Raw genomic sequence first — 14755 nt, forward strand, 5'->3', positions numbered from 1 at the left:
TTATTGTAAAGCAAGTGCATAGTACCGATTGGCAAGTTCGTATTTTTTCATGGAAGAATAATAGTCAGCTAACTCTCTTGTGTAATGCCTTATATTGTAATTATCGTTGATTCTGCGAAAGTAGTCTATACCTTCTTGCCATACGCTTTCAAAATTTAATCTATCTTCATATTTTTTATGCAGCATGGCGAATTCCCATTTCATCTTCATATTATCTTCCTTAATGCTAGCTTCGAATCCCTCTTTATATGCTCTTATAGCTTTAGAACGTTGATTAGTCTTCCAATAGCAATCAGCTAACAAGAATAAAACTTTTAATTGTGTGCGTTGTTGATTATTTTTGTATGCTTCCTCCAAATAACGAATAGCAGCAGCTGGTAAGTCTCGTCTCGTATAAAGCCCGCCAAGATTGTGGTTAATGTATGAAATCAAAGCATGTTCTTCTGTTTTTCTAGCATGTGTGAGAGCGTTATGAAGATATTCTTCTGCTAAATCATAATTGGAAAGCTCGATAAAATTTATCCCCTGCAGCATTTCCGAACGTGCTAACAAAAAATGAAACGGTTGATGTGGTTTAAATGATTGAATGGCTTTTTCTGTATGTACTACTGATAGGGCAATAATTTCTAAGAAGAAATAAGCCATAGCCTTCCGAAAATGAAACTCGCCAATATCTACAGAGTCACTAAGTTTATGGAGATATCTTTCGGCTTTTTCGAAACCATCCAGTGCTTCTTGGTAATGTTCTTCTTCATAAAAGATCATAGCTTCTGCTAAATGAAGGTGATAACGGTGGGTGTCTGAGAAGTGTTCGTAGAACTCCTTTGCTTGTTCTAATGAGGCAATACTTTTCATTAAGTCATTCTGAATGATGTAATGTCGGCTTTCCGATAGGAAGTAGGAAATCCTCGATTCATGATCATATTCGTCGATGTGGCTATGCAGTTCTTTATGAATACTGGCAGCAACTTCTTTTTTATCCAGTCGAATGCTGACAGACCAGTTTTCTAAACGAGCTGCAATGTCGATAAGTTCGGTACTATTTCGACCCATAGTGCAAGGCTCCTTAAATTTAATAGATTACAGTTTTATTTTACCAACTATTGTCGGTTTGTGTATTGGGAATTATTTACACGGTGTGGATGATTTAATGGCGATATAATCTATTAGATTTCCTGAGATAGAACATATACTTCGCTTAAGTATCGCTGGTATGCAATTGATTTAGTTGTTCAATTTACTTACAAAACTTCAACAGACAGATGGATCCTCTACAGCATTTTAGAGTAAACATTGTGAAGATATTAAAAAATATAGAAAGCAATATTTTACCCTTTTTTTAATTTTATTTACCATTGCCTTCATGTTTGAAAGCGCTTTAATATTTACTGGAGTAATGATTTCCAAAATGGAATCTTTTGAATATCAGGAGGCTGTCAGATGAAAAAAATTACGTTTATCGGAGCTGGAAGTACAATTTTCACAAAGAACGTATTAGGAGACTGCATGTTATCTCCTGCACTGCAGGGATTTGAATTTGCATTATTCGATATCAATGAGGAGCGTTTAGAAGAGTCTGAGCTGTTATTAAATGCCTTGAAGTTGACTTTACAGGCAGATGTCACCATCAAAGCGTATACAGATCGCAAAGAAGCACTAAAGGATGCGAGTTACGTTATTAACGCGATTCAGGTTGGAGGATATAAGCCGAGTACTGTTATCGACTTTGAGATTCCGAAGAAGTATGGGCTTCGGCAGACGATTGCAGATACTGTTGGTATAGGTGGCATATTCCGGTCGCTGCGGACAATTCCAGTTTTGCTTGATATTGCTAAAGATATCGAGGAAGTCTGTCCGGATGCTTGGCTATTAAATTACACAAATCCAATGGCAGCTCTTACTGGTGCAGTTTCTCGCTATACGAATGTGAAAATGGTCGGGCTATGCCATAGTGTACAGGTATGTACGAAGGACTTGTTGAAGGATCTGGATATCCCACATGAGAATATAGAGGAGCGGATTGCAGGTATTAACCATATGGCTTGGTTGCTTGAGATTAAATCGAATGGAAAGGATCTGTATCCTGAGATTAAGAAGCGCGCCAAAGAAAAACAAAAAGAAAAGCATCATGATATGGTCCGTTATGAATTAATGGACAAATTCGGCTATTACGTGACTGAATCCTCCGAGCATAATGCGGAATATCATCCGTATTTTATTAAAGATAAGTATCCGGAATTGATTGATCGTCTCAATATTCCGCTGGATGAGTACCCACGCCGCTGTGAGGTGCAGATTGAGAACTGGCAGAAAACTAAAAGCGAGCTGCTGAACAATCAAGGCTTAACCCATAAGCGTTCTCGTGAATATGGTTCAAGGATTATTGAAGCTATGGAAACAAATGAGTCGTTTGTTTTTGGTGGGAATGTCGTAAATACGGGAGGATTGATCAGCAACTTACCTGAAAAAGCGGTCGTTGAGGTACCTTGTATAGCAAACAGAAATGGAATTACACCTGCTTATATGGGGGAATTGCCGGAACAGCTGGCGGCATTAAATCGCACGAATATTAATACGCAGCTCCTGACAATTGAAGCAGCCATTACAAAATCGAAAGAAAAAATCTATCAAGCTGCTTTGCTTGATCCGCACACCGCTGCCGAGCTTTCCATGGAGGACATTATCAGTATGTGTGATGATTTGATTGAGGCACATGGTGAGATGCTGCCTGCTTATTATTCTGAAAATGAAACAGTCAGTCTTTAGAAATTAAAGACTGTTTGTTTCAAAACAATATGTAAGCGCTTTAATTAGCGAGAGTCTATCAAAAAATAGAAATGTGAGGGATATCATGAACAAGAAAATGACATTACTTCTAGTTTCTTTATCAGCGGCTTTTGTACTGTCAGCTTGCGGAAACAGTGCCAATAGTGATGGACAAACAAAATTAACGCTCATGTCTACAGCCACGAATAAGGCAGACCAAGAAATCTTCAAGGAAGTTGTTTCTGAATTTGAAGAGGAAAATCCGAATATTGATATTGAAGATACGTATCCGACCGATGGATATGAAGAGATGGCACGCGTTAAGATGGCAGCAAACGATATGCCGGATTTATTTGATACACACGGCTGGTCAACTACACGATATGTCGAATATACCGAGGATTTAAGTGACATGGCATGGACGGAGAATCTGGATGAAGCCATGGCGAGTATTTTAACAGATGAGACTGGGAAGCTGAATGCTTATCCGATAAATCAGGCACTTGACGGAATTACCTACAACAAAAATCTGTTGGACGAGTATGGAATTGAGCCGCCGGAAACCTTTGATGAATTCATGACAGCACTCGAAACAGTGAAAGAAAAAAGTGGCGGGGAGGTTGTACCTTTCTGGCTGGGCGGATCAGATAAAAGCCAATTTGGGCAGTACTTTGATCAGTTCGCAACGCCACTGTTAATTACGTCACCTTCCAATAGTCATGGTGATGCGTTACTAGATGGATCCTTTGACTGGTCTAACTACACGTACCTGCCGGAGAAGCTGGAGGAAATGAATGATAAAGGATTACTGAATAAAGATGCTGTTACTGCTCAGACAACCCAGGTTGCGGATTTACTAGCTCAAAATAAAGTGGCATTTATTATGATGAGTGGTTCGATTGGACGTGAGGTATCTGAGCTGAATCCAGATGTACAGCTGGGTACAATGCCGGTTCCTGCAATTCATGCAGATGATGAGCCAAGCTGGATTGGCGGTGAGCGCTTTACCTTAGCCATTTCAAACGACTCCGAGTATAAGGAAGAAGCTAAGAAATTCATCGAGTATATCGCACAGCCGGAAGTCGCGAAAAAATTTGCAGAAGGAACATCGCTGCCGGATGCGTTAACCAATGTTGATGCTGATAATTATTTTGCTGATTTTTATAACCAGTATGAAGGTACTCGGATTGAGCCTTATTTTGACCGTGCTTACTTACCTAGCGGAATGTGGGATCCAATGGGAGCAACAGGGCAGGAACTTGTCTCAGGAGCAATGACGCCGGAACAAGTATCGAAGAAAATGAACGAAGAATATAGTCGCTTAGTGAAAAAGTAAAATTGCAGGCAGAAGGAGCTGATGCTCCTTCTGTTTAGTAAAGGGAGATGAAAGAGAATGGATCAGCCTTTATCATCGACTGTAGAAGCAAAAAAGGGAAAGAAAGCAAAAAAACGCAGAAAAGAATCCTCTCTTTGGTGGATGTACTTGCCCAGTGTCTTGCTTGTCATGCTATTTATTGTTTATCCCTTTTTAGATGGTATCCGTATTTCCTTGACGAATTGGAATGGGTTTTCACAAGTTTATGATTATATTGGTCTTGAACAATACAAGCGAATGTTTGCTGATCCAGATACGTGGCTCGTAGTGAAGAACACACTGCTGTACGGAATCGGCAGTACAGTGCTGCAAAATATTATTGGGCTCGGCTATGCTTTACTGCTTAATTACAACTTAAAGGTGCGGACTTTAACGCGTACAATCATTTATCTACCAGTTATTATCAGCCCGCTTGTTATGGGTTACATTTGGTATTTCTTCTTTGCCTACCAAGGAGGAGCGTTGAACGATATATATAACTGGCTTGGTTTGGATCCGGTCAATGCGCTCGGTAATCCAGAAGTGAACCCGTACATTATCGTTTTCGTTAATACGTTTCAGTTTGTAGGTGTTGCAATGATTATCTATCTGGCTGGTTTGCAGAGTATTTCCAAGGAGTATTATGAAGCAGCGAATATTGATGGTGCGTCAAGCTGGTCAAAATTTAAGAATATTACGCTGCCATTGCTGGCGCCTGCAATCACAATTAATGTTGTTATCAATATAATCGGCGGATTGAAGCTATTCGATGTCATTGTCTCACTGACAAATGGCGGACCAGGAAATGCCTCTCAATCGATGTCGACGTTTATGTACTCGCTTTATTTTGCGCGGCAGGATGCGGGTTACGCAGCAACGCAAGGTGTATTGATGGCAGTGATTATCCTAGTACTTAGTTTGGCAGCGCTGCTCTACCTAAAACGAAAAGAGGTGGAAGCATAATGAATCAAGTGTCCAAAAGGGCCAAATGGTTTTTAACAGCTGTAGCTTTAGTGATAACCTTGCTTCACTTAATCCCATACTACATTCTATTAACGACTGCTTTTAAGCGGGCTGGTGATTTTTCGTCAAAATGGTTGTTTCCAGAATACTTTAGCTTGGAGAACTTCACGGCTGCTTGGGAACAGGCGAATCTGTCTAATGCGTTTATGAATACCTTTGTGATTACCTTCTTTGCAGCAGCGATGCTTATACTATTCGGCTCCTTGGCAGCTTACGCACTGGCAAGACGTCAAACAAGGTTGAATAAATATGTGTATATGTTATTTGTCGCAGTTATGGTCATCCCGCCGCTGACAGCACTCGTTCCGTTGTATCAGCTTGTCGTAGACGTGGGCCTGATGAACACACGCCTGGTAGCTGTACTAAATAATGTGGCTGCATTCTTGCCATTAACCATTTTTCTATATGCAGGTTTCATTCGTTCCACGGTACCAAAAGAATTAGAAGAAGCAGCAAAAATGGACGGAGCCAGCACGATCGGCATCTTCTTCCGAATCGTGTTTCCGCTACTGAAACCAATTACCGCAACCGTATTGATTCTGTCTTGTGTTTATATTTGGAACGACTATCAGTTTGCCATCTTCTTCTTGCAAGATTCCGATATGCATACATTGACTGTAGCCCTGGCAAGTTTCTTTGGTCAAAATACCAGCCAGCTTGGACTTGTAGGAGCAGCTGCATTAATTGCATCGCTACCTATGATTTTCTTGTTTTTATTCCTCCAGCGCTTCTTTATTGAAGGACTTGCGGCTGGAAGTGTCAAAGGGTAAGAGAGAGTCTAATCAAAAGCATAATCGAGCAAAATCTAAAGCGGCTATTTTCAGTCGCTTTGTTTGTGTTTATGCGTCTAGATCGGAGGGAGATTATGTCTGCTAATCAGCGAGAGGAAGGGTACAATGTATATGGTTTCCACTTCTATGACGCACTCTTTAATGAGATGGCAAACATCTTACTGCTTGGACGAGATAAAAAAATACCAGGCACTGACTATGATTGGTACGGAATGCAGCGTGAGGACGTAGGTACTTACGTATTCCAATACACCTTATCCGGAAAAGGGCAGATTCAGATAGAAGGAACAAGCTATGCATTGAAGTCAGGAGAAGCATTTATCGTAGAGATACCAAGTGATCATCGATATTATCTGCCTGAAGATAGTGACGGATGGGAGTTTATTTTTATCACTTTAGTGGGCAGTAAAGCAGCAGAATGCTGGCGATTTGCCAAAGCACAAAGCGGCTCTGTACTAAAGTTATCTCCCGATTCTAAATTAATTCAGCTTTTGTTTACTATCTATCAGGATACTGCTGATCAAAAGATTACCGACGTCTACCATGCCTCGGCAAAGGCATACGAGTTTATGATGGAGCTGTACCGATTTGCCAAAAACATTGAGAAGTCGCCAAAAGAACTTTCAGTTCCAATTGCAAGAACGCTCTCCTATATCCAAACAAGATATGCTGATCCACTTACATTAGATGATATTGCGGCTGCTTCTGGCTACTCGCGTTATTACTTTCTGAAGCAGTTCCAGCAAGATGTACATATGAGTCCTATTCAGTACCTTACCAAAATTAGAGTAAAGAAGGCAGCTGATCTTCTGCTTGCAACAAAAAAAACTGTGAATGAAATTGCTCTACAAGTTGGGTATAGCAATGCCAATTACTTTAATAAGGTTTTTCGCAAAGCAGTGGGGATGTCTGCCGGCAAGTTTAGAAAAAGTAAGGATCCATCTAAAATTGATCATTTAATTATTGATTAGATGATACGAGAAATATGAAGAATGCTAAAAGGTAGCAAAAGATAGAAAACTTAAAGAACCATAAAATTCAGCCGATAGATAGGACGGAGGGGTTATATGGATAAATTGGATTTTTCAAGTGTAGATAACTCGATAATTAATGAGATGGCTGGTAGACTAGGTATCTTTATGGGTTCATTACTAGGGGTAGGAATAATATTAATTATACTTTTTAAGTTATTAAGAGTTCCTAATAAGTTAGCTTCTTTTCTATCTACCTGCATAATGCTTTATACTGCATATCTATTAGTTACCAAATTTAACGTTTTTACACTTTAAGAAGTGAATTTTTCTTGAGGGCATGAGTAGCTGTATTACAATAGGTGGGTGTAGGTAATATCAAAGGCCTCTATTCTTGAATAGGGGCCTTTGAAGCACGCCAGGTTAGGTAATTCTGGCTTTTCCTTTATTCTCACTTCATATAACGATAATCCATCAAATTCTTGAGTATATTGATTTCCTGACATAATTCCTCTCCAACGTTCGTCTCAAGGACCTTTTTCCGCTCCAGTTCTTTATCGACCAATCGCTTAACGGATAATACATCTGTTCCGTCATGCAGCACTTCGTTTTTGGAATTGAAATGTTTATGGGCGACGAGCTTCATGCCGTAGGAATTATATAATAATGTGTATCCGGCGATGCCGGTTTTAGATTGGTACGCCTTGGAAAAGCCTCCATCGATAACGATGATTTTTCCGTTCGCTTTGATAGGGTTTTCGCCTTCAAGCTCTTTCACAGGTGTATGGCCATTAATGATGTGGCCATGTTCTGGATCTAGATCAAATTCTTTTAGGATTTTTTCGCACGTTTCCTCGTTTTCGCGTAGATGGTAATAATGATTTTTGATTTCCTTATGAGTCACCTTATCCTTGATAAAGTAACGTTCAAAAGTTGTCATGGCTCGTTTTCCGAAGAGGGAAGAGTATTCACCTGTCCATAAATACCAGACCATGTCTGTCGCCAGATCATCTGTTTCCTCTGGATGAGCAAATGAATAGCGAAGATACTGTTCGAACCTATCTAGCAGCTCGCGGCCTGCGTAGTCTTTACCCTCAATCTCCATTTTTTCCATGTCGCCATTTTCATCTATTGGTATGCATCCATGTATTAAAAGATTGCCGTTATATCGCAAATAAAGACTGCCTTTCCTCATGAGGAAATTCATGTGTCTGGCCAGCTTTTCTGAATGCTGGACAGAGAATAGCAGCTTGTCGATTACTTGCTGTTCTTCTTCTAACAGCATATCAGGCTGCTTAGGATTGATTGTGCTGAAGCATGTATTTTCTAACGGGTAAGCTTCGCCATTCAGTGTAATTTCATTTGAGTCGAAATCGATTTTCTCAAGCAACAATCGTTCTTCCATATTGAAAAAGTCTCGTCTTTTGATGATCGGACTTTCTAGCTTAAATTGAATCATTGAAATTGCCTGGTGCATCTTAGTTATCTGTACAATTTCTTCCTCAGATGTTTTCTTATCTGCCTGCGTTTTAGGACGAAACGCTGGGTTATCGTCATAATATTTCTCCGCTAGATTCAGCAGCGGGCGAAGGTTGATGCCATACACATCTTCAATGATGTCCAAGTTGTCATAGCGCGCACAGATACGAAGGATATTCGCTAGACAAACCTTTGATCCAGCAAAGGCGCCGATCCAGAGCACATCATGATTCCCCCATTGCACATCAACAGAATGATAATTAATGAGTTCTTCCATAATTTTATCCGGTTCAGGTCCGCGATCATAAATATCACCTACAACATGCAGATGATCCACTACAAGCTGGTGCGTACTGTAGGCGAGTCCTGTGATTAGCTTGTCAGCTTGTCCGAGCGAGATAACTTGCTCGAGAATCTCATGATAATATTGCTCCTTATTTCCGGATTCCTCCGTCTTATATAGGAGTTCTTCAATAATATAAGCAAACTGATTAGGCAATGCCTTCCGCAGTTTGGAGCGAGTATATTTAGAAGAGGCATACGAGATAAGCTTGATCATTCGTTTTATCGTCTTTTTATACCACTCGTTAAGATCCTCATCCTGATTAAAATCATTTTTTATAATTTGCAGTTTCTCTTCTGGGTAATAAACCAAAGCTGCCAGCTCATCAATCTCTTTTTCAAAGATGACACCGCTGAAGATATCTCGGATTTTTTCTTTTACTCTTCCAGAGCCATTTCGCAGCACATGCTGGAAGGCTTGATATTCCCCGTGTAAGTCACTCACAAAATGCTCAGTACCCTTAGGGAGATTGAGAATCGCTTTTAAATTGATGATTTCAGTGACTACTTTTTCTTCCGTATCATATTTCTGAGCTAGTAAGTCTAAGTATTTGGTGTTCAAGATTATGTATCTCCTTTCAGAATTACTAACTTTTACATAATTTTACTTCTTCTATTATAAAATAAATTTGCAAGTATAGGTGAAATTTGTGACATTGTATCGAATTTTAATAGTTACATAATTGATAGTATCTTATTTTTCCCTTTCTGACCAAGGAGTGAAACTTGATAAGATTGGCAGTTCATATCTTTTGAATAAAGTGGCAGAAGGCAAGCTGGATGCTATGGTGAACAAAGTCCTTTCCCGTGAGGAAATACCTGATAGGTTGAATGAAGTAAAAGATAACCATGTACGTGAGAAGGTTGTTGTTCGAATGCAGCCTGAGTGAATGAAGAAATAAGGATTACTTCCAAGGGGATGAAGTCCTTTTTTGGTTCAAATTAATTGTGAAAAGTTCTCAGGAATTAGCAGAGGTCATACTGCTTGTGGTAAAATTATAAGGTTAAAAAATTTAGAATGAGGTAACTGTATGAGCAAAATCAGAAAGCGTAACCGAAGTAAGTTATTCATCTTGTTACGAGGATTAGCCGTCATCCTCGGAGGATTCATCGCAGCATACGGCCTGGAAACCGTCTTGATCCCAAACAATGTTTCAGACGGAGGCGTCACTGGTATCAGTATCGTCATTTCTCAACTAGCTGGACTGCCGCTAGGTGCACTAATCGCTATTATCAACCTTCCGTTTGTATGGTTAGGTTATAAACAGATAGGAAAAAGCTTCGCGATTTATTCTGTTATCGGAATTGCGTCATTATCTATTGGTACAGTTCTTATGCATCACACACCAGCCATTATTGAAGGAGACACCCTGCTCGTCACTGTAGTCGGAGGTATTATCCTAGGTTTAGGTATGGGTCTCGCTTTACGTAACGGCGGAGCAGTAGACGGCATTGATATGCTGGCCGTTCTGCTATCACGTAAGTTACCATTTGGAACAAGTGATTTGATCTTATTCCTTAACATGTTTGTCTTCATTTTTGTTTCCACTGTTTTTGGTCTGAAGGGAGCTATTCTCTCAGCAATCGCCTACTTTATCGCATCCAAAGTCATCCACATCGTAGAAGAAGGTCTAAGCGGTTCGAAAACCTTCAAAATCATTACTACCGAACCAAAGCTTATGGTAGAAACCATTCGCGATCGGTTAGGAAGAAGTGCTACCTATAAGGAAGCATACGGCGGATATACACATGAAAAGTTTATGGAAATCACATGCATTATTAACCGTCTAGAGGAAAGTAAGATGAAAGAAATCATCAATGATATTGATGATGGAGCTTTTGTTACGATTTATGATGTAGCGGAAGTTAAGGGTGGTACGTTTAGGAAGAGTGATATTCACTAACCTTAATGTTGAAATAAGATACTTGTTAAAAAAGTGCAGTCTTGTTAACCAAGATTGCACTTTTTTATTTTGGTAGGGATTAGAAGTAAAACTTTATTTTTTTTCAATAAGGATGAGCAGGTAGCAGTAAAATACTGTATCTTTAACAATAGAAAATAATGCTAATTAGAAGATGGAGTGCAGAAATTGAGAACCAATTCACTATTTCAAATGCCTAAAGCAGTAAAGATAACTGGAAGGTCATCGAGTATAACGAACTCATTCGTCAACGGAATTATCCCTATAATACCTCCAACTGAACAAGAGATAGAAGAGGTATTAAATCTGTTGGGAATGGCTAATGAAGTGCGATGTGCCTATTGTGGGGGAGATTCTACTGAATGGGATCATTTCAGACCTTTGGTTCAAAACAAAAAGCCAACGGGATATATTTCCGAGATACAAAACCTTGTACCGGCATGTGGGAAGTGCAACCAGTCAAAAGGAAATAAATATTGGCGACAATGGGTTCTAAGTGATGCTAGATTATCACCTAAAACTCGTGCAGTTGAAAATATTGATGTACTGGTTAGTCGTTTGGAGAAATACGAAGCCTGGAGTAAGCCGACAGTTGTTGATTTCGAGAAAGTCGTCGGCTCAGATATATGGAAAGAGCATTGGGAGAATTGTGAGAAGATTCATCAGTTAATGAAAGAAAGTCAGAAGCTGTCCGATTATATTAAAGTTGCTGTTGCGAAAGAAGTGGCAGATGACAGAATTAACGATCAAGTATTAGAAAAAGTGAATGTAAGAGGTTAGGAGAAACAGACATATTAGCCAAAGGATTGGTAAAATGCGGTATATTTCATTTCAATCAGATCATTCTCAAATAAGCTATGCTTCCGAAAAAATTAAGCTCTTGCCTAAAGAATATGAGCTTTTTCAGTTACTCTATCAACATCCTTCTCAAATATTTTCTCGTCAGGCATTGCTTGATCGTCTTTGGCCTATGTCTGATCCGGTTGATAGGACAGTAGATGATCATATTTATCGCTTGAGGAAGAAGTTAGCTCCTTTATCTAACGTGGTAACGATTCGAACAGTGCGGGGGCGGGGGTATGTATTGGATCAGCTGCCTCAACTCGAAGCTAATCCACTGTCGGAAGATCGCGAACTGGCTGAGAATGTCAGCAAGCTGTTTCAAAAATATCATTTATATGGCCAAGGAGATGCGCTGAGATTGATGTCGGAAAATCAATCTGTATTTGGAGTGGAATTTGATGCTTCTAGCCAGTTATATCTCTACTTTATGAATGGAGAATTTGAGCATCTGCTGCATGCTGAGCATATTGAATTCTGGGAGAAGTGCTATTATCTGCTTCATCTTCATTTCTATGCTTGTGAGGATATAGAGAAAAGTCTGTCTTACTTTACCAAGGCTTTGAATTATGATCAATTGCCTCTTCAGCATAAATTAGAGATTGCATTGCTGAACCGTCTTACCCTGCTGATTCTTACAAAGCAATTGGATGAGGCAACTGTTCTTCTTGAAGATTCCAAACAACAGATTATAGATGATGATATGGAAGGATTCGTTCTCATTTTGTTCTTGATGGAATTAGGTCTTGCTTTCCTTCAACAGGATGAAACAGCGATAGAAATTGGGATAGCGCGGATTGAAAGCGAGATTGTTAAGCGTCCTTTTTCTCGGGAGAAAGCTCTCTTTGCAATCATGCAAGGACTGTATCGGCTTTATAAGGGCAATCCCGTTAGTGCCCAAGAAGCCATAGCAGATGGATTCACCCAATTTCGCAAAGCAAAATATGTACCTGGTATCTTCCAAAGCTTGAAGGTGATCATTGCATTTCTAAAAGAATACGATGACTATCCCGAGTTGCAAGCTTATTACTCTACTCAATTGGAGCAGTATAAAGAAATGTTCCGTCTTACGCAATTAGGTTCGTATATTAGCCGTGAACTGGAGAAGCACTTATAAGCAGTCTCTGATATTCCTCTGACATTGCATCGGTAAACTGTATGCAATATCAGGGAATAGGAGCTGGATGATATGAGTGTATGGAAAAACAGCAATTTTACAAAGTATTTTTTAGCCAATGGATTGGCTAACCTCGGGAATTGGTTCGATTTCATTGCTGTTCTGATTTTGTTTCGGTTTAACTGGAATGCAGATCCTATGCTTATTTCATTAATTCCTGTGTTTTACGCCTTACCTAGTGTTCTTCTTGGCCAATGGGCTGGCGTACTGGCAGATCGATGGGACCAGAGGAAAATCCTAATTTATTCTGACTGGGTGCGAGCTGTCCTGACAGTTATTTTACTCTTTGTCAGCACACCTTATGTCGCGCTCATGGTATTGCTGCTACGCAGTACTTGTGGTGCAATAAGCGTGCCTGCACAGCAAGGGCTAATGAGAAGGATAGTAGAAGAAGAACAATTGATGCAGGCAGTAACACTTAATGGAGGAGTAATCCAATTAGTTAAAGTTGTTGGTCCTCTCATCGGTGGTTCGGTTGTAAGCATCCTTTCTACCCAAGTAGCAATGGGAATGAACGCAGTAGCTTTTGTCCTTTCTGCATTGCTGCTATACAGAATACGACTAATCACTACGCAAGTTGAAAGAAACGAAACAAGTGTGAATGCAGGTGTAATGGAATCCTGGAAAGAAGGATGGAAGGCAGTCATTCATAATCGCATCTTGTTTGCCAGCTTATTGTTTGGTCTGTTATGTACACTTGTTATTCAAATGATTGACGCTCAATTGGTCACGCTTTTTAGTACGCTGTATCCTGACAGGGAAGAATTGACTGGATGGATAGTAGGCGGAATTGGGTTGGGGTCACTTACAATGATAGTGGTCATGAACCGGATAAATGAAATACACAGGTATGGCTGGTTTTTTGGAACCGGTTGTTTCGGGCTCGGATTGATGACAAGTGGGTTCGGTTTTCTGAATGCAGGAGAAAGCTATATTTATATAGCTCTTGGCTTAGCTTTTATCGGAGGTCTTGGAAATGGACTTGTCTTTGCTGGTGTGAACTACCTTGTCCAAAAAGAACCACCGAAAGAAATGATTAGCAGAGTATCAGGCATTGTAGATTCTAGCTTGAGTACCTTATTCATTATAGGTCCATTATTAGGCGGCTTTCTTATAAATAGTATTGGAGTACTTGCAGCTTTCCGCTTAACAGGGAGTGTTATTGCTTTGATTGGAATATGTGGAATTGCATTTCAGGCTTTTATTTGGAAGAGTAAGTATGGTAATGCCAAAAGAAGAAGTGCGAGCTAAACTGTATGGAAAGGAAGAAACGGAAGTGAGTTTCTTCCTTTTCTTTTTATTTTAATCCAAAGTGCCTTTTTACTAATTTATAACTTTGGTCGACTGAATAACTTCCATCCACGCTTAAAGTTCTAAGACTCAAGTCTTTTGCATCCTTCACAACCTTCTTAGCAAACCCACTATCCCTCTTCATCCAATTAGAAAATGCCAAATCAGGATCATTATACTGATCAAGAATACGATGAATCCACTCTCTTTTCTTATAATGCTCTATTTGGAATTCAAGTGTAGGCACCATCCAAATAGCATGGTTCGAGTTAGTAAGAAGGGGAGCTACCTTATGAGGCAGCAATGCTGCTCCTTCAACAAGAATAGGTGTTGTTTTAGGACGGGATAGTAAGTCCTCCAGTATTAGACTAAACTGTTCCTCATACACACGAATTACATCTTCAATTTGTTCCTCAACAGACAAAGAACAAAACTGCGTAGACCAGACCTGATCCCAGGTTTGGTCTTTTATTTTGTACATGTATGGTTGTTGATCTGGTGTACTGCGGGACATGTGGTCATCATAGCAGTTATCGCATTTATAATATGTAAAGCCATATTCGGCTGCGAGTTTTCGGGAAATGGTTGTTTTACCGGCACAGGGAGAGCCGCCGATCCAATAAATATGTGAGAGTTCTTGTGCGAGATTAACCAACGGATTACCCACCTTTTCGATACATTAGTGAGCATCCATTATAGCTTAATTCAAGAAGTTGTACTTAATGGTTACACTTTGTCACTTCTCCTTTACACATTGTAAGCTCCTTTTATTTTCTGAATAATTATACAATTTATTTAGG

At 39.7% G+C, this 14755-nt stretch carries 13 protein-coding genes; 10 read left to right on the forward strand and 3 right to left on the reverse strand.

Annotation, left to right across the window (positions count from 1 at the left end):
* Complete coding sequence (locus GZ22_RS02290; protein ID WP_038558284.1) at positions 1 to 1053, reverse strand: tetratricopeptide repeat protein; 1053 nt, start codon at positions 1051 to 1053, stop codon at positions 1 to 3.
* A 387-nt stretch (positions 1054 to 1440) separates the two neighbouring features.
* On the opposite strand from GZ22_RS02290, the gene melA reads away from it, so the two are divergent.
* The 5 genes from melA to GZ22_RS02315 all read left to right on the forward strand — a co-directional run bounded on the left by melA (position 1441) and on the right by GZ22_RS02315 (position 6905).
* Positions 1441 to 2766, forward strand: a complete 1326-nt coding sequence (gene melA / locus GZ22_RS02295) for an alpha-glucosidase/alpha-galactosidase (RefSeq protein WP_038558286.1) — start codon at positions 1441 to 1443, stop codon at positions 2764 to 2766.
* Positions 2767 to 2851: 85 nt separating this feature from the next.
* On the forward strand, positions 2852 to 4102 hold the full coding sequence (locus GZ22_RS02300; protein ID WP_038558288.1) for an ABC transporter substrate-binding protein: 1251 nt from the start codon (positions 2852 to 2854) through the stop codon (positions 4100 to 4102).
* Between the two features lie 141 nt (positions 4103 to 4243).
* Complete coding sequence (locus tag GZ22_RS02305) at positions 4244 to 5083, forward strand: carbohydrate ABC transporter permease (RefSeq protein WP_367544106.1); 840 nt, start codon at positions 4244 to 4246, stop codon at positions 5081 to 5083.
* The gene (locus GZ22_RS02310; RefSeq protein WP_038558293.1) at positions 5083 to 5913 is read left to right on the forward strand and encodes a carbohydrate ABC transporter permease; all 831 of its coding nucleotides are present in this window, start codon (positions 5083 to 5085) and stop codon (positions 5911 to 5913) included. Before GZ22_RS02305 ends, GZ22_RS02310 begins: the two co-directional genes overlap by 1 nt.
* Positions 5914 to 6008: 95 nt before the next feature.
* A complete protein-coding gene (locus GZ22_RS02315) occupies positions 6009 to 6905 on the forward strand; it encodes an AraC family transcriptional regulator (RefSeq protein ID WP_038558295.1) in 897 nt (298 codons plus the stop codon).
* A 451-nt stretch (positions 6906 to 7356) separates the two neighbouring features.
* On the opposite strand, the gene fbp is transcribed toward GZ22_RS02315, so the two are convergent.
* Complete coding sequence (fbp, locus tag GZ22_RS02325) at positions 7357 to 9288, reverse strand: fructose-1,6-bisphosphatase (RefSeq protein WP_038558299.1); 1932 nt, start codon at positions 9286 to 9288, stop codon at positions 7357 to 7359.
* 190 nt (positions 9289 to 9478) lie between these two features.
* On the opposite strand from fbp, the gene GZ22_RS18510 reads away from it, so the two are divergent.
* The 5 genes from GZ22_RS18510 (at position 9479) to GZ22_RS02345 (ending at position 13916) form a co-directional block, all read left to right on the forward strand.
* Positions 9479 to 9616 (forward strand): hypothetical protein, encoded by a 138-nt coding sequence (locus tag GZ22_RS18510; protein ID WP_164072005.1) that lies wholly within the window; start codon positions 9479 to 9481, stop codon positions 9614 to 9616.
* A 141-nt stretch (positions 9617 to 9757) separates the two neighbouring features.
* Entirely contained in the window at positions 9758 to 10630 is an 873-nt protein-coding gene (locus tag GZ22_RS02330; RefSeq protein WP_038558302.1) for a YitT family protein, read from the forward strand.
* Between the two features lie 186 nt (positions 10631 to 10816).
* Positions 10817 to 11428, forward strand: coding sequence for an HNH endonuclease (locus GZ22_RS02335; RefSeq protein WP_084160620.1), 612 nt, complete (start codon positions 10817 to 10819; stop codon positions 11426 to 11428).
* Positions 11429 to 11462: 34 nt separating this feature from the next.
* A complete protein-coding gene (locus GZ22_RS02340; protein ID WP_038558303.1) occupies positions 11463 to 12605 on the forward strand; it encodes a winged helix-turn-helix domain-containing protein in 1143 nt (380 codons plus the stop codon).
* Between the two features lie 72 nt (positions 12606 to 12677).
* Positions 12678 to 13916 (forward strand): MFS transporter, encoded by a 1239-nt coding sequence (locus GZ22_RS02345; RefSeq protein WP_038558305.1) that lies wholly within the window; start codon positions 12678 to 12680, stop codon positions 13914 to 13916.
* 46 nt (positions 13917 to 13962) lie between these two features.
* Here GZ22_RS02345 and GZ22_RS02350 read toward each other — a convergent pair whose 3' ends face one another.
* Entirely contained in the window at positions 13963 to 14610 is a 648-nt protein-coding gene (locus GZ22_RS02350; RefSeq protein WP_038558307.1) for a zeta toxin family protein, read from the reverse strand.
* Between the last annotated feature and the right edge of the window lie 145 nt (positions 14611 to 14755).

The sequence above is a fragment of the Terribacillus saccharophilus genome, from assembly GCF_000725365.1.
Taxonomy (GTDB): Bacteria; Bacillota; Bacilli; order Bacillales; family Amphibacillaceae; genus Terribacillus; species Terribacillus saccharophilus.